Here is a 16,932-nt window from a genome sequence, read left to right on the forward strand (position 1 = left end):
AAGCTTCACGATCTGCGAAATTGTCCGCCGGAGTAGTTTTCCCAGGGCGAGTAGTCGGCGAGCAGATCTTCCTGGTGCGGTCGCCGGCCTTCCGGCACGTGCTGCAGGTTGATCCGGATCCGATACCAGATCGAACTCGGCCCCCTCATCCCGTCGACCAGTACGTCGATCGGCTGCAGCCGGGCCGCGGCGTCGGGATGGCGCTGCTTCCACGTCTCGAGCGCCGCCAGCGCTTCGTCCTTGGTCTTGGTGCGGGCGACTTCGATGAGCGGCATCTTGCGGGCGCCTTTCGGTGCTCGCTCCGGCGATCCCAGCTCTTCGGCCAGCGTCAGCAGTTTTGTCAGATCTCCGGGAGCGTCGTCCATGCCCTCCCATGGGTCGCCGATCTCGGCGAACCGGTCCGGCACCGTCGTCACCGTGAAGGACTCCGGGGAACACCCCGGCACCTCCGCCCAATGCAACGGCGTCGACACCCGAGCGTCAGGACGGGACCGCACCGAATAGGCAGAGGCGACCGTGCGGTCCTTGGCGTTCTGGTTGAAGTCGACAAACACGCCCTCGCGCTCCTCCTTCCACCACCGGCTGGTGGCCAGGTCGGGAGCGCGGCGTTCGACCTCGCGGGCCACCGCCTCGGCGGCCAGCCGCACCTGTTTGTAGGGCCAGTGCGGGCGAATTCGGGCATAGATGTGGAAACCCCGGGAACCGGAGGTCTTCGGCCATGGGGTCAGCCCGTGATCCTCGAGAACCTCCCTGGCGACTTGGGCAACGTCGAGTATCTGCTGCCACGTCACGCCCGGCATGGGGTCCAGGTCGATCCGCAGCTCGTCGGGATGCTCCAGGTCTCCAGAGCGCACCGGATGCGGGTTCAGGTCCACGCAGCCGAGGTTCACTGCCCACACCAGACCTGCAGGCTCTGCCAGCACCGCTTCTTTTGCGGACGTGCCGGAGGCGTATTTCAGTTCCGCGACATCGATCCAGTCCGGGCGCTTCTCCGGCGCGCGTTTCTGGAAGACGGCCTCTTCGGTGATGCCCTTGACAAATCGCTTGAGGATCATCGGACGGTCTTCGACCCCGCGCAGCGCTCCGTCAGCAACCGCGAGGTAGTACCGGACCAGGTCGAGTTTGGTCACCGATACCTCGGGAAAGACGATCTTGTCGGGATTGGTGACGGTCACCTCGCGCCCGGCCACTTCCAGCGTCAGCGGACCGGCCATGACCTCATGGTAGATGCGCTGCGATTTCCAGACCGCAATGCGACACCTGTCACATAAGCTGGCGATCATGCCGAACCTCACTGCCCTGCCCTTTCAAGCGGTGGCCAAAGCGCAGCAACTCGCCGAGCGTGGCTCGGCGGAACTGCACTACGCCCGCAAGATGTTCGAAGCCGGTGTGTTCAAGCTCGAACCGCCGCAGAACATGGTCGCGATGCTGGCCGATATCCGCCGGTGGGGAGAGTTCGGGATGATCCCGGCGCTCAATGCCCGTCGTACGCCCGACCGTACGGCGATCATCGACGATGACGGTGAGATCACCTTCAAAGAGCTCGACGACGCCGCCCATGCCGTGGCCAATGGACTGCTTGCCATGGGGGTCAAAGGTGGCGACGGGGTGGGATTGCTGATCCGCAATCATCGCTGGTTCCTGATCGCGCTGTACGGCACCGCCCGCGTCGGAGCCCGGATGATCCTCCTCAACAGCGAGTTCTCCGGGCCGCAGATCAAAGAGGTGTCCGAGCGTGAGGGCGCCAAGATCATCATCTACGACGACGAGTACACCGACGCGGTCTCCGCAGCCGACCCGCCGCTGGGCAAACTTCGGGCGCTCGCCACGAACCCGGACAAGCCGGAGCCGTCGGGGTCCACCGATGAGACCCTGGCCGAACTGATCGCGCGCAGTCCCAAGACGCAGGCGCCGAAGTCGAGCAAGCACTCCAAGATCATCATCCTGACCAGCGGCACCACCGGAACACCGAAGGGTGCCAATCGCAGTACGCCGCCCTCGCTCGCGCCGATCGGTGGGGTGCTGTCGCACGTGCCGTTCCGGGCCGGTGAGGTGACCTCGCTGCCGGCGCCGATGTTCCACGCACTGGGCTTCCTGCACGCCACCATCGCGATGATGTTGGGCTCTACGCTGGTGCTGCGGCGCCGGTTCAAGCCGGCCACCGTGCTTGCTGATCTGGAGAAGCACCAGGTCACAGCCATGGTTGTGGTGCCCGTGATGCTGTCGCGGATCCTGGACCAACTGGAAAAGACCGATCCCAAGCCCGACCTGTCGAAACTGCGGATCGTGTTCGTCTCGGGTTCACAGCTGGGTGCTGAACTGGCCACCCGCGCCATGAACGACATCGGCCCGGTGGTCTACAACCTCTACGGCTCCACCGAGATCGCGTTTGCGTCGATCGCCCGGCCCGAGGATCTCAAGAAGAACCCGGCCACTGTCGGCCCGGTCGTGAAAGGCGTGAAGGTCCGGTTGTTCGACGATAACGGGGCGGAGGTTCCGCGCGGTGACGTCGGCCGGATCTTTGTCGGCAACACCTTCCCGTTCGAGGGTTACACCGGCGGTGGCGGCAAGGCCATCATCGACGGCCTGATGTCCTCCGGTGACGTGGGCTATTTCGATGAGCACGGCCTGCTCTACGTCAGCGGTCGCGATGACGAGATGATCGTCTGTGGCGGCGAGAACGTCTTCCCCGCCGAGATCGAGGACCTGATCAGCGGGCATCCCGAGGTCGTCGAGGCCACCGCTCTCGGGGTGGAGGACAAGGAATGGGGCCACCGGCTGCGGGCATTTGTGGTCAAAGCCGAAGGCGCCACCATCGACGAGGACGCGGTGAAGCTCTATGTGAAGGAGAACTTGGCCCGCTACAAGGTTCCTCGCGAGGTCATTTTCCTGGACGAACTGCCGCGTAACCCCACCGGCAAGATCCTCAAGCGGGAGCTCAAGGACATCGTCGTTCCGGAGTGAGTGGACGGGACCGCTTCAGAAGGAATACTCCGTGCCGCGCGGTGGTAATACCTCTGCGTGAACATAGACCTGTCTGGGAAAACCGCACTCGTCACCGGCTCGACGCAGGGCATCGGCCTGGCCATTGCCCGAGGCTTGGGCCAGGCTGGTGCCCGGGTGGTGGTGAACGGGCGCAGCGCGGGTCGCGTCGACGAGGCGCTCCGACAGCTGGGCGAACTCGACGCGATGGGTGTGGCAGCGGATGTCACCACCGATGACGGGGTGGCCACGCTGCTCGAAGCGGTGCCGTCCGTCGATGTCCTGGTGAACAATCTCGGCATCTTCGAGGCCGTCCCGGCCTTGGAGATCACCGACGAGCAGTGGCGCCGCTACTTCGATGTCAACGTCCTCTCGGCGGTGCGGCTGATCCGCAGCTATCTGCCGGCGATGGTCGAAAAGGGTTGGGGCAGAGCGATTCAGATCGCAAGTGACTCGGCCTTGGTGACACCGGTGGAGATGGTGCACTACGGCATGTCGAAGACGGCGCTGCTGGCGGTGACCCGCGGTTTCGCCAAGGAGGCAGCGGGGACCGGGGTGACGGTGAACTCGGTGATCGCCGGCCCTACCCGCACCGAAGGTGTCCAGGAATTTGTCCACCAACTCCTGGGGCAGGACGCCGATTCCGTGACGTGGGAGGCGGCGCAGAGTGAGTTCATGAGACTGCACCGCCCGCAGTCGTTGCTACAGCGGCTCATCGAGCCCGCGGAGATCGCGAACATGGTGGTCTATCTGGCCTCGCCGCTGGCATCGGCCACCACCGGCGCCGCCGTCCGTGCGGACGGCGGCTATGTCGACTCCATCGTGCCCTGAGCTCGGATTACGGATCGCGGGGTAGACCCAGCAGCCGCTCGGCGATGATGTTGAGCTGCACCTCGGAGGTGCCGCCGTAGATGGTGGTGGCGCGGCTGCCCATCAGCCATTGGATCCATTTGCCGGCAGGGGTGTCGGTGTCACCGACCACGGCGTCGGTGCCGAAGGATGCCACCGCGAACTCGGCGTAACCCTGCCCGGTGCGCATCGACAGCAGCTTGGAGATGGCCGCTGACGGCATCGCATCTCCGCCGGCCAGCGTCAGCAGCGTCGAGCGCAGGTTCATCAGCTTGGCGGCATGGCCCTCGGCGATGAGCTGACCGGCGCGGTTCTGCTCGATCTGATCGAACTGCCCGTCCCTGATGAACTCGACGAAGCCGTCCAGCGTCGCCAGGAAGCCGGGTTCGCTGCTGCCGATCGAAACCCGTTCTGCGGTCAGGGTGTTGCGGCTGACTTCCCAGCCGCGATCGACCTCGCCGAGCACCATGTCGTCAGGCACGAAGACGTCGTCGATGAAGACGGTGTTGAACATCGCGTGTCCGGTGAGCTCGCGCAGGGGTTTGACTTCCACCCCCTCGGACTTCATGTCGAGCAGGAAATAGGTGATGCCATTGTGTTTCGGGGCATTGGAATCAGTCCTTGCCAACAGTGCGCCCCATTGTGACACCTGGGCGCCGGTGGTCCAGATCTTCTGGCCGGTGATCCGCCAGCCACCGTCGACCTTGGTGGCCTTGGTGGTGAGGCTGGCCAGGTCTGAGCCGGCGCCGGGCTCGGAAAAGAGTTGGCACCAGATCATTTCGCCGCGGAACGTCGGGGGTAGGAACTGCTGCTTCTGTTCTTCGGTGCCAAACGCGACGATCGACGGGATCAGCCATGCCGCGATGCCCATCACCGGACGTCGCACCCGGCCGGCGCTGAACTCCTGGGCGATGATGATCTGCTCGATGGGCTGGGCGCCTCGCCCCCACGGCTTGGGCAGGTGAGGCTGGACCCAGCCGGCCTCGGCGATCGCCACGGTGCGCTCGTCACGCGGAAGTGCTTTCAGTGCAGCAACTTCGGCGCGGATCTCGTCGCGCAGCTTCTCGGTGTCGGGATCGAGATCGATGTCGATCCCACGCATGCCGGTAGTCGTGGCAGTGTCCACCACCCGCTGCGGATAGTCGGCGGCCCGGCCGAAACAGGCCGCCAGAACCAGCGCCCGCCGGTAGTAGATGTTGGTGTCGTGCTCCCAGGTGAAGCCGATGCCGCCGTGTACCTGGATGCAGTCCTGGGTGCATTGTTGGGCAGCGGCCGGCGCCAGAGTGGCGGCAACTGCCGCGGCGAACTCGGTGTGCTGGTCGTTGTCGTCGATGGCCCGGGCAGCGTCCCACACCGCGGCGGTGGCCCGTTCGGTGGTGGCGATCATTGCGGCGCATTTGTGCTTGACGGCTTGGAATTGGCCGATGGGGCGGCCGAACTGCTCGCGGATCTTGGCGTATTCCGCTGCGGTGTCGGTGGCCCAGCGTGCAACGCCGACGGCCTCGGCGGACAGCAGCGTCGAGATCAACGCGCGTGCGGCGGGCCGGCTGAGGTTCGAGAGCACCCGCTCGTCACCGACTTCGATGGCGTTGGCCCGCACGTGTGCGACGGGTCGCAGCGGGTCGACACCGGTGACCGGTTCGATCTCCAAGGTGTCGGCGTCGAGGACCACCCATTCCTCACCGGAATCGATGGCCACCGGCAGCACCAGCACCGATGCCTGCGCGGCGGCGGGGACGGCGCGGACCTCACCGCGGATCACCAGCACGTCACCGTGCCGGGTGGCGGTCAGCCCGGAGTCGATGGCGTAGGCCGCGATGCGGTCGCCGGAGGCCAGCTCCGTCAGGAAATCGGCATCGGGGTCGTGGGCGGCGATCAGCGCGGTCGCGATGGCCGACGGAACGAACGGGCCGGGTACCGCGCCGTAACCGAATTCGGCCAGCACGATCGCCAGCTCGACGATGCCAAAACCTTGGCCACCGACCGACTCGGCGAGGTGTAACCCCTGCAGACCCTGGTCCGCCGCGGCCTTCCAGTACGGCGGCGGGTTCTGCAGCGGGGTTTCCAGTGCCTCGTGCAGCACCTCCGACGGCGCTATCCGCGCCACCAGGGAGCGCACCGAGTCTGCCAGGTCCACATGCTCGGGATTGATCGCAATCGGCATCGTCGCCGTCCTCCGTGTCGAATAACCGGTCGGTTGGGAACGAGCGTACTAGCGACTTCTACATGTTGACGATGCAGTACGGCGGTTTGCTCTCGTGCAGCCGGCGGCAGTTGCGGACCGCCGCGTCGAGGTAGTGCTTCACGGTGTCGGCGGTGGCGTAGCTCACGTGCGGTGTCAGCAGGACATTGTCCAGGGCCAGCAGTGGGCTGTCGGTGGGAAGCGGCTCCACGGCGTAGACATCGAGTCCGGCTGCGGCCAGCTGCCCGCTGCGCAGGGCATCGATCATTGCGGCCTCGTCCACGAGCTTGCCGCGGGCGGTGTTGACCAGGATCGCCCCGGGCTTCATCTTGGCAATGGCCTCGGCGTCGATGAGGCCCTCGGTCGCGGGGGTGAGCGGCAGATGCAGTGACACGATGTCGCTGTTCTTGAGGAGCTCGTTGAGGGACACCCAGTTCACGTTGTACTCGTCGCGGGTGGCGCTGGTGTGGAGCACCTTGGTGCCCATGGACTTCAGGATCTGTTCGACACGTTTGGCGACGCTGCCGTAGCCGATCAGACCGACGGTGCAGCTCCCCATCTCGCGGACCCGGTCACCGAGGGTGGCGTCGGCGGGCCATCCGCTGCCGTCGCGCGTTGCGCGGTCCAGCTCCTGCAGGCGGCGCAGCCCGGCCAGCATGAACAGCACCGTCGCCTCGGCGACCGATTGTGCGTTGGCGCCCGGGATGTTGGACACGGGGATGCCGCGGCCGGCGGCGGATTCGACGTCGATGGTGTTCACGCCGGCGCCGAGTTTCTGGATCAGCTTGAGCTTTCCGGCTTTTGTGATGTCGTCGGCGCTCAGCGGCCGCAGGTTGTGCCAGAGGATGTCGGCTTCGGGCAGTTCGCGGTAGAACGCCTCGTCGTCATCCTCGGCCACCCATCGGACGTCGAGCCAATCCTGGTAGTCCGCAACTGCTTCTACGGCTTTGCTGCTGGGCTTGAAGTGCGCGAGGACTCTCAGCGCCACCGTTGTGTTGTCCACGTGGCGATCGTATCGGCCTGCTCGCCGCGGGTCCGCGGTGCGGTGAGGTAGGGAGTGAGGTGGTGGTCGGCGTCGCTCGCGATCAGGCGTGAAAGAGGTGCGGTTCGTTGAGTGCTCCCAGGATTGCCTGAAGCTGGTCCACCAGTTCCGCCGGGCTCAGCGCGATCTCCCCGGACAGCCAGGCCGAGAGCGTCTGTCCGACGCCGCCGACGACAAAGTGGGCCACCGCGTTGACCCGGCTGTTGCCCGGTGCTCGCAGCGCGGTGTTGATGTGTTCAAGGGACAGCATCGCGAAGATTCCGCCCTGCTCGGCGCGCTTGCGCAGCACCACGCCGTTGGACAGTTGGGTACTGAACAGCAGCCGCCCGATTCGCGGGTCATCGGAGATGATCCGGACGATGTTGGCGATGCCGGCACGATTCTGTTCGGCCGACGGGGCGGCCGCCACCGCCGCCTGCGTTGTTGCCGCCAGATGGGCGGTCACCGAATCGAACACCGCGCCGACCAAGTCGTCCTTGTCGTCGAAGTTCTCGTAGAAGTAGCGCACGGCCACGCCCGACTGCCGGCAGATCGCACGCACTGTCAGCTCGTCGGGTGCCTGGTCGGGAGGGCATTCGCCGCCGAGTAACTCCAGACCGGCATCGATGAGCCGGAGCCGTCGGTCGGCGGCGCGTGTCGGGGCGTCGATACCGCGGTACGGGCGAACTTGGGCCACCGCACCATGTTGACACCTGTCGAGTGCGGGTGCAAGATTGGAAAACAGCTGTTATCACAATTAGCTGACAGGCGGCTTTCATGGCAACCACTGATCCGGTGCGCACCGTCGAGCGGGGGGTGAGTGACCCGCCGAGAGCCTCTGCCAGGTCCTGTCGAGAGCGTGATGTCGATGAGGGTTTGATGGGCGTTGCGCTGCTACTGGGCCCTGCGAACGTGATCATGCAGCTGGCGCTTCCAGGCGTCGGTTACGGCGTGATGGAGAGCCGCGTCGAGAGTGGCCGGGTCGATCGGCATCCGATCAAGAGGGCGCGCACCACCTTCACTTACCTTGCGGTGGCGGGTCAGGGGACCGACGAGCAGAAGGCCGCCTTCCGGCGGGCCGTCAACCGGGCCCACGCGCAGGTCTATTCCACCGACCAGAGTCCGGTGGAGTACAACGCGTTCGACAAGCAGTTGCAGCTGTGGGTGGCCGCCTGCCTGTACAAGGGTGCCGTCGATGCTTACCGCACCTTTGTCGGCGAGCTCGACGACGCGGCGGCCGATCGGCACTATGCCGCCAGTGTGAGTCTGGGTGGCACCCTGCAGGTCCCCGCCGAGATGTGGCCGGCAGACCGGCCGGCATTCGACGAGTACTGGCAGGCGACGCTGAAGAAGGTCCACATCGACGACGCCGTGCGCCGGTATCTGTACCCGATCGCCGTCAGCCGGGTGGGTCGGGTGCGGTTGCCGCGACCCATCCAGCAGCGGGCCGAGAATCTGGCCCTGCTGATCACCACCGGATTTCTGCCGCAGCGGTTCCGTGACGAGATGCGGCTGCCCTGGGATGCGGAGCGACAGCGGCGGTTCGACCGATTGATCGGCGTGCTGCGTGCTGTCAACGGAGTGCTGCCTCGGCCGGTCCGGCGCTTTCCGTTCAACGTGCTGTTGAAGGACGTGGATCGGCGCATTCGCACCGGGCGCCCGCTCGTCTGAGTGAGCCCGGAAAGCCTGAACCTCGGGCCACCGGGAATTATGGCCGGTGGGGGCCGGCTTGTCCTCGTGTGCTGACGGCGGCCGCGGTCTGACTGACGGAAATGCGGTCCGACCTGCATCAATGGAAAAGGGTGGCACTGTAGTGCCCCCATGGGAGCGCCTCGACAGTTAGCTTATGCAATGCTAACTTCAGCAAAGTTAGCCTAGGCATATCTAGCTTGAGGAGTGGGGCGGGGGTGGTCGTGTGCTGGGCCCGAACATGGAGACCATGAACAGTCGTGTTGACACCCTGCGTGTGGACGGGGACATCGTCAGTCGCTTTGCCACCTGCTGCAAAGGGCTCGGGTTGTCGGTGTATGACCGACGGCGGCCTGCTGACTTGGCCGCAGCCCGTTCGGGTTTCGCCGCGCTGACCAGGATCGCCCACGACCAGTGTGATGCCTGGACCGGGCTGGCCGCTGCCGGTGATGTCTCGCTGCGGGTGCTGGCGGCCGTCGCCACCACGACCACCACTGCCGGGTTGCTGCAGCGCCAGGTCGAGCTCGAGCCCAACGCCCTCGGATTCACCTATGACACCGGGCTCTATCTGCAGTTCCGGGCCACCCAACCGGCCGATTTCCAGCTGGCCTACGCGGCGGCGCTTGCGGCCGACGGCCGGTTCGGTGACGCCGACACCGTGGTATCCCCGGTGCTGGACCGGCGGCCCAGCTCCGCCGAGGCGCGCTGGGTGGCCACCGCTGTCCATTACCGCGCGCAACGCTGGTCGGATGTCGTCAAGCTCCTGACACCGGTCGTCAACGACGCCGCGCTCGACGAGGTGTTCAGGCATGCCGCGAAGATCGCCTTGGGCACCGCCCTGGCCCGGCTGGGCATGTTTGCCCCCGCGCTGTCGTACCTGGAGGAGCCGGAAGGGCCGTGTGCGCTCGCCGCCACGGATGGGGCGCTGGCAAAAGCGCTGGCGCTGCGAGCCCACGGCGAGGAGGCGGACGCGGCCGACACGCTGCAGGAGCTCTATGCCGCGCATCCGGAAAACGAGCAGGTCGAGATCGCACTGTCGGATCCGACGTTCCACATCGTGACCACGACGGCGGCGCGTATCGACGCCCGTACCGATCCGTGGGATATCGGCACCGAGCCAGGGGAAGCCGACTTCGTTGATCCCGGCGCGCACGACCGCAAGGCCGAACTGCTTGCCGAAGCAGAACAGCAGCTGGCTGAGTTCATCGGTCTCGACGAGGTCAAAGACCAGGTGGCCAGGCTCAAGAGCTCGGTGGCCATGGCCCTGCTGCGTCAGGAACGCGGACTGGCCGTGGCACAGCGCTCGCACCACCTGGTCTTTGCCGGTCCGCCAGGGACCGGTAAGACCACGATCGCTCGGGTGGTCGCCAAGATCTACTGCGGGCTCGGTCTGCTCCGCAAGGAGAACGTGCGCGAGGTGCACCGCGCCGACCTGATCGGCCAGCACATCGGCGAGACCGAAGCTAAGACCAACGGTGTCATCGACAGCGCGCTGGACGGTGTGCTGTTCCTCGACGAGGCCTACGCGTTGGTGGCCACCGGCGCCAAGAACGACTTCGGACTCGTCGCCATCGACACGCTGCTCGCACGGATGGAGAACGACCGCGACCGGCTCGTGGTGATCATCGCCGGCTACCGGGCCGACCTGGACCGGTTCCTGGACACCAACGAGGGCCTGAGGTCCCGATTCACCCGCAGCATCGACTTCCCGTCCTACAGCGCGGCCGAGCTGGTGGAGATCGCCAATGCGATGGCGAATCAGCGTGACAGCCGGTTCGAACAGGCGGCACTCGAGAACATGCACGAACTGTTCACCCACCTGGCGACCGCCACCAGCCCGGATGCCGGCGGAGTCGACCGCCGCAGCCTCGACATCGCCGGTAACGGGCGGTTTGTCCGCAACGTCGTGGAGCGATCCGAGGAAGAGCGCGAGTTCCGCCTCGACCATCGGGAGTCTTCGGGAGCAGCGGGCGCCGAGACGTTCACCGATGAGGAGCTGATGACCATCACTGCCGCGGACGTCCGCGGTGCGGTGCTGCCGCTGCTGCGCGGCCTGGGCCTGACGGTGCCGGGCCGGCCAGAAGCGAGTACACGAGACACGAGCGTGGGAACGGATCGCGCATGACCATGAACGCCGGCAATGACGACCGGCAAGGTTTCACCTCCCGCACCCCGGAGAACACCAACCCGGAGAAGGTGACCTATCGGCGCGGCTTCGTCACCCGCCACCAGGTGACCGGCTGGCGATTCGTGATGCGCCGCATCGCCTCCGGGGTGGCGATGCACGACACCAGGATGCTCGTCGACCCGCTGCGATCGCAGTCACGCGCGGTGCTGATGGGCGTGCTGATCGTGGTCACCGGAGTCCTCGGCTGCTTCGTGTTCTCCTTCATCCGGCCCGGTGGGGCGGCCGGAAACGATCCGGTGCTCGCCGACCGAGACACCGCGGCGCTCTACATCCGGGTCAACGACGAGTTGCATCCGGTGCTCAACTTGACCTCGGCCCGGCTCATCGCCGGCCGGCCCGTCAACCCAGCACAGGTGAAAACCTCTGAGCTGGACCGCTTCCCGCGGGGCAGTCTCATCGGTATCCCCGGTGCGCCCGAACGCATGGTGCAGGGATCCGACCGCAGCGCCAACTGGGCCGTCTGCGAAGGCCCTGCCGGGGTCACCGTGGTGGCCGGGCCGACAGCCTCAGACGGTGAGCGTGCGGTGACCCTGCCCGATGACCAGGCCGTTCTCGTCGACACCGGATCGGGCACCTGGCTGCTGTGGGGCGGGCAACGCAGTGCCGTCAATCTGGCTGATCGCGGCGCAACCAGCGCGCTGGGGCTGGGCGCCAATGTCGGTGCGCCCCGACCGATCTCGTCGGGTCTGTTCAACGCCATCCCGGAGGGTGTCCCGTTGTGGGCGCCGCAGATCCCCGGCGCCGGGGAGTGGGCGCAGTTCCCCCTGCCGGTGGGTGCACCCGTCGGTTCGGTGGTGGTGGCCTTCGGAGCCGACAACACCATGCAGTACTACGCGGTACTCGCCGACGGCCTGCAACAGGTCTCGCCGGTGCTGGCGGCGCTGCTGCGCAATGCCAATTCCCATGGTCTGCAACAGCCGCCGCGGCTGGGGATGGACGAGATCGCGGCGCTGCCGGTGTCGCAGGCACTCGATGCCGAGGCCTATCCGAACCAGCAGTTCAGCCTGGTGGATACGGCGAGTTCCCCGGTGACCTGTGCGTCCTGGACCAAACCGGTGGACGCGAGCACGAGCTCGTTTGCGCTGCTGTCCGGTGCCGCTCTGCCGATTCCGGACGGGGTCGACGCAGTTGATCTGGCCGTGGGGGCGGCCGGCGGCGCCAACAGCATGGCCATCCCCGCCGGCACGGGCTACTTGACCCAGACCGTCGGGTCGGACCCTGCGGCACCGGCCGCCGGCGCCCTGTTCTGGGTCTCCGACACCGGGGTCCGGTTCGGTATCGAAGCCGGTAACAATGCCGACGACCTGGCCAAAACTGTTGATGCGCTGGGTCTAACGGGGCCCGCAACGCCTGTTCCCTGGTCGGTGCTGTCGCTGCTGTCCCCGGGACCGGCCTTGTCGAGGGACGGTGCGCTCTCGGTGTACAAGACTGCCGGCGCGTCCGCGAACGTTCTGGAGGACCGATGAGCCGGTTGATCTTCGAGGCACGCCGACGGCTGCCACGACCGTCTTCGAGCAAGGGCACCATCACCATCGAGGCGCCCCCGGAACTGCAACGAGCGGTGCCTCCGTCGCTGTTGCGGCGCGCCTTGCCCTTCCTGATCGTGATGTTGATCGTCGGCATGATCGTGGCGCTGGTGGCCACCGGCATGCGGTTGATCTCGCCGACCACGCTGTTCTTCCCGTTTGTGTTGCTGTTGGCGGCCACCGCCCTGTACCGCGGCAACGACAACAAGATGCGCACCGAGGAAGTCGATGCCGAGCGGGCCGACTACCTGCGGTACCTGTCGGTGGTGCGCGACAACGTGCGGGCCCAGGCCGACGCGCAACGGGCCATGCTGCAGTGGTCTCATCCAGAACCTGCGGTGCTGGCGCAGATCGCCGGCTCGCGGCGGCAATGGGAGCGCGATCCACACGACCCGGATTTCCTGGTGGTGCGGGCCGGCCGCCACGACGTCCCGTTGGAGACCACGTTGCGGGTCAAGGACACCGCCGATGAGATCGACCTCGAGCCGGTGTCATACAGCAGTTTGCGAGGTCTACTCGAGGCCCAGCGCACCGTCCACGATGCACCGGTGGCCATCGATCTGACAAAGGTGTCGCGCATCACCGTCGTCGGCGACCCGGACCAAGCGCGTGCTGCGGTGCGGGCCTGGGTGGCCCAGGCAGTCACCTGGCATGACGCCGGTGTGCTCGGTGTGGCGCTGGCCGCTCCGCAGCTGGAGGGCCCGGACTGGTCGTGGCTGAAATGGTTGCCGCACAGCGATGTTCCCGGCGAAGTGGACGGCACCGGTCCCGCGCGGTATCTGGCTGCCAACACCGATGAGTTGATCGCCAAGATCGGGCCTGCGCTGGCCGAGCGTGCGCTCTTCACAGGTGCCGCCCGATCAGCGGATGAGTCGTTGCGGCACTTGGTGATCGTCGTCGACGACCCGGGTTACGACCTGAGCGGTTCGGTACTGTCAGCCGGGCTGGCCGGCGTCACCGTCGTGCACATCTCGCAGACCGCGCCGGACAGTGATCAGTACCCGGACCCCGAGCGTCCTCATCTTCTGGTCGAGAACGGCCGCATTCAGCGCTGGCTCACCGGCGGGTGGCGGCCCTATGTGGACCACGCCGATGCGATGAGCAGCGCCGAAGCCGAACATTTGGCGCGGCAGTTGTCGCGCTGGGACTCCAATCCCACCCATGCCGGTCTGCGGTCGGCCGCCACCCGCGGCGCGACCTTCACCACCATGATGGACATCGATGACGCCTCGCAGCTGGATGTGCCCACGGTGTGGGCCCCCCGGCGCCGCGAGGACGAGCTTCGAGTGCCGATCGGTGTCACCGCCACCGGCGAGCCGCTGTATTTCGACCTCAAGGACGAGGCCGAGGGCGGGATGGGGCCGCACGGTCTGATGATCGGTATGACCGGCTCCGGCAAGTCGCAAATGCTGATGTCGATTCTGTTGTCACTGTTGACAACACACTCCGCGGACCGACTCATCGTGATCTACGCCGATTTCAAGGGCGAGGCAGGCGCGGACATCTTCCGCAACTTCCCGCAGGTGGTCGCGGTGATCTCCAACATGGCAGAGAAGAAGTCACTGGCGGACCGCTTCGCCGACACCCTGCGCGGGGAAGTTGCCCGCCGCGAGACGGTGTTACGTGAAGCCGGCCGACGAATCCAGGGCAGCGCGTTCAACTCGGTCACCGAGTACGAAGCAGCTCGGAACTCTTCTGCCGAAGCAGCCGCCGAGCTGGCGCCGATGCCGACGTTGTTCGTGGTGGCCGACGAGTTCACGCTGATGCTCGCCGATCACCCGGAGTACGCCGAGCTCTTCGATTACGTTGCCCGCAAGGGCCGCTCGTTCCGGATCCATCTGCTGTTCGCATCGCAGACCCTCGATGTCGGCAAAATCAAGGACATCGACAAGAACACCTCGTACCGGATCGGTCTGAAGGTGGCCAGCCCGGCGGTGTCCCGGCAGGTCATCGGCGTCGAAGACGCCTACCACATCGAATCCGGCAGAGAACACAAAGGAGTCGGATTCCTGGTTCCGGCCCCCGGTGCCGATCCGATCAAGTTCCGCAGCACCTACGTCGACGGCATCTACGAGCCACCCCGCACCCCGCGGTCGTTTGTGGTGCCCACGGTGCCGGAACCCAAACTGTTCACCGCCGCCGCCGTCGACCCCGATCAGGATGTGGTGATCCTCGACGACGATGACGCACCCGCAGGGCCGCCGAAGAAGCTGATCGCCACCATCGGGGACCAGCTGGCCCACTACGGTCCGCAGGCACCGGCGCTGTGGCTTCCGCCGCTGGACGAACCGGTGGCGTTGACCACCATGCTCGCCACCTCTGGTATCGGTGAGCGGCAGTGGCGCTGGCCGCTCGGCGAGATCGACCGCCCGTTCGAGATGCGCAGAGACCCCTTGGTGTTCGACGCACGTTCGGCGGCGGGAAACCTGGTCATCCACGGTGGACCGAAGTCGGGCAAATCGACGGCGCTGCTGACATTCATCAGTTCGGCAGCCGAGCTGCACTCGCCGCGTGAGGTGACGTTCTACTGCCTTGACTACGGCGGCGGCGCATTGCAGAAGATCGAGGAGCTGGCCCACGTGGGCAGCGTCGCCTCACCGTTGGACGGCGAGCGGATACGGCGCACCTTCGGTGAGATCGAGACGCTGTTGCAGTCCCGCCGGCGGGCCGGCGACCGTGCCCCCCATGACGGTTACGGCCACGTTTTCCTGGTGATCGACAACCTGTACGCGTTCAGCCGGGACAACACCGACCAGTTCAACACCCGAAACCCATTGCTGGCCAGGGTTACCGAACTTGCCAACACCGGTTTGGCGTACGGCATCCACGTTGTCATCACCACGCCGAACTGGCTCGAGGTGCCGTTGGCGATGCGGGATGGCCTGGGGATGCGGCTGGAGTTGCGACTGCCCGACCCCCGCGACAGCAATGTCCGCATCACCGGTGCGTTGCGCCGGCCCGCCGAGAGCGTGCCCGCCGATCAGCCCGGTCGCGGCCTGACGATGGCAGCTGAGCAGTTCTTGATCGCCGAACCGCAACTCGACCGGATCGCGGCACTCAACGATCGCCATCCCGGCCTCACAGCGCCGCCGGTGCGGTTGCTGCCGACCGATCTGGAGCCGTCCGTGGTGGCGCCGCTGTACCGCGGCCCCGAGCAGGTGGTGATCGGTCAGCGCGAAGACGATTTGGCGCCGGTGCTCGCCGACTTCGCCGAACAGCCGCTCATGATGGTCTTCGGTGACTCCAAGTCGGGCAAGACCACCTTGCTGCGGCACCTCATCGCGACGATACGAGACAATTCGTCCGCTGACCGGGTGGCCTTCACGGTGCTCGACCGCCGGCTGCATCTGGTGGACGAACCGTTGTTCCCGGACAACGAGTACACCGCCAACATCGACCGGATCGCCCCGGCGATGCTGGGACTCGCGGCGATCATCGAGGCGCGGCGGCCACCGCAGGGCCTTTCGGCTCAGGAGCTTCGGGCGTGGACGTACCAGAGCGCTCCCGGGGCTCACACCCACTACCTGATCGTCGACGACGTCGATGCCATCCCCGACGGCCCCGCGATGAGCGGACCCTATGTGGGGCAGCGGCCGTGGACGCCGATCATCGGACTGCTCTCCCAGGCAGCCGATCTCGGGCTACGGGTGATCGTCACCGCCAGGGCCACCGGTTCGGCGCACGCATTGATGACCAATCCGTTGCTGCGCCGCCTCAACGACCTGCAGGCGACAACCCTGATGTTGTCGGGCAACCCCACGGAGAGCGGAAAGATCCGCGGGCACCGCTTCACCAGGCAACCCGCCGGCCGGGCGTTGCTGCTCGACGACAGCGATACGGCCACTCATCTCCAGATCGTGAACCCGCTGCTGGGTACCGAAGTCGACGGCGGACCGAACTCCAGAAGGAGGAATGAACCATGACCCTTCGTGTGGTTCCAGAAGGGCTGGCCGCAGCCAGTGCCGCCGTGGAAGCTCTCAGCGCACGGCTGGCCGCGGCACACGCCGCCGCCGCACCCGCGATCACCGCTGTGCTGCCCGCGGCAGCCGATCCGGTGTCACTGCAGACCGCCGCCGGTTTCAGCGCCCAAGGCGCCGAACACCAGGTGGTCGCCGTGCAGGGTATTCAGGAATTGGGCCGCTCGGGTCTGGGGCTGGGGGAGTCGGGCACCAGTTACGCCACCGGCGACGCTCAAGCGGTGTCGGCCTATCTGATTGCCCGCGGCGGCCAATGACCGCCCCAGTCTGGTTCGCCTCGCCACCTGAGGTGCATTCCGCGCTGCTGTCAGCTGGTCCCGGACCGGGGCCGCTACTGGCAGCCGCCGGTGCGTGGGCGGCGCTGAGCGGTGAATACACCGCCGCCGCTGCCGAACTCACGTCGCTGCTGGCCGGGATCCAGGCCGGTGCCTGGCAGGGCCCCAGCGCCGAGCAGTACGCCGCCGCACACCTGCCGTACCTGGCGTGGCTCACCCAGGCCGCCACCAACGCGGCCGTGG

At 66.5% G+C, this 16,932-nt stretch carries 12 protein-coding genes; 8 read left to right on the top strand and 4 right to left on the bottom strand.

The window, feature by feature from the left end:
* Positions 1-5: 5 nt before the first annotated feature.
* On the bottom strand, positions 6-1,214 hold the full coding sequence (locus tag WBB07_RS23740) for a DNA polymerase domain-containing protein (protein ID WP_526311167.1): 1,209 nt from the start codon (positions 1,212-1,214) through the stop codon (positions 6-8).
* A gap of 67 nt (positions 1,215-1,281) precedes the next feature.
* Here WBB07_RS23740 and fadD2 point away from each other — a divergent pair, with 67 nt between their 5' ends.
* Both fadD2 and WBB07_RS23750 read left to right on the top strand, forming a co-directional pair.
* Entirely contained in the window at positions 1,282-2,964 is a 1,683-nt protein-coding gene (gene fadD2, locus WBB07_RS23745; RefSeq protein ID WP_526311169.1) for a long-chain-fatty-acid--CoA ligase FadD2, read from the top strand.
* A gap of 57 nt (positions 2,965-3,021) precedes the next feature.
* Positions 3,022-3,813 carry an SDR family NAD(P)-dependent oxidoreductase gene (locus WBB07_RS23750; protein ID WP_526311171.1) on the top strand — a complete coding sequence of 264 codons (792 nt, stop codon included), beginning with the start codon at positions 3,022-3,024 and terminating at the stop codon, positions 3,811-3,813.
* Between the two features lie 7 nt (positions 3,814-3,820).
* Here the strand turns inward: WBB07_RS23750 and WBB07_RS23755 are convergent, their stop codons facing one another.
* From WBB07_RS23755 to WBB07_RS23765, 3 genes are all read right to left on the bottom strand, one after another.
* Positions 3,821-5,995: an acyl-CoA dehydrogenase family protein gene (locus WBB07_RS23755; RefSeq protein WP_526311173.1), complete on the bottom strand. Its 2,175-nt coding sequence runs from the start codon at positions 5,993-5,995 to the stop codon at positions 3,821-3,823.
* Between the two features lie 58 nt (positions 5,996-6,053).
* Positions 6,054-7,016, bottom strand: coding sequence for a 2-hydroxyacid dehydrogenase (locus WBB07_RS23760; protein ID WP_526311175.1), 963 nt, complete (start codon positions 7,014-7,016; stop codon positions 6,054-6,056).
* Between the two features lie 82 nt (positions 7,017-7,098).
* On the bottom strand, positions 7,099-7,731 hold the full coding sequence (locus tag WBB07_RS23765) for a TetR/AcrR family transcriptional regulator (RefSeq protein WP_526311177.1): 633 nt from the start codon (positions 7,729-7,731) through the stop codon (positions 7,099-7,101).
* A gap of 80 nt (positions 7,732-7,811) precedes the next feature.
* On the opposite strand from WBB07_RS23765, the gene WBB07_RS23770 reads away from it, so the two are divergent.
* The 6 genes from WBB07_RS23770 to WBB07_RS23795 form a co-directional block, all read left to right on the top strand.
* Positions 7,812-8,705 (top strand): oxygenase MpaB family protein, encoded by an 894-nt coding sequence (locus WBB07_RS23770; RefSeq protein ID WP_526311179.1) that lies wholly within the window; start codon positions 7,812-7,814, stop codon positions 8,703-8,705.
* Positions 8,706-8,964: 259 nt separating this feature from the next.
* Entirely contained in the window at positions 8,965-10,848 is a 1,884-nt protein-coding gene (eccA, locus tag WBB07_RS23775) for a type VII secretion AAA-ATPase EccA (RefSeq protein ID WP_526311191.1), read from the top strand.
* Complete coding sequence (gene eccB / locus WBB07_RS23780; RefSeq protein ID WP_526311181.1) at positions 10,845-12,377, top strand: type VII secretion protein EccB; 1,533 nt, start codon at positions 10,845-10,847, stop codon at positions 12,375-12,377. Before eccA ends, eccB begins: the two co-directional genes overlap by 4 nt.
* Positions 12,374-16,360, top strand: a complete 3,987-nt coding sequence (gene eccCa, locus WBB07_RS23785) for a type VII secretion protein EccCa (protein WP_526311183.1) — start codon at positions 12,374-12,376, stop codon at positions 16,358-16,360. The genes eccB and eccCa overlap by 4 nt, the downstream gene beginning before the upstream one ends.
* Complete coding sequence (locus tag WBB07_RS23790; RefSeq protein ID WP_526311185.1) at positions 16,357-16,671, top strand: PE domain-containing protein; 315 nt, start codon at positions 16,357-16,359, stop codon at positions 16,669-16,671. Before eccCa ends, WBB07_RS23790 begins: the two co-directional genes overlap by 4 nt.
* Positions 16,668-16,932 (top strand): PPE domain-containing protein (locus WBB07_RS23795; protein WP_526311187.1); only part of this gene is annotated, 265 nt, incomplete at its 3' end. The genes WBB07_RS23790 and WBB07_RS23795, both read left to right, overlap by 4 nt.

The organism is Mycobacterium sp. (genome assembly GCF_049647605.1).
Classification (GTDB): Bacteria; Actinomycetota; Actinomycetes; order Mycobacteriales; family Mycobacteriaceae; genus Mycobacterium.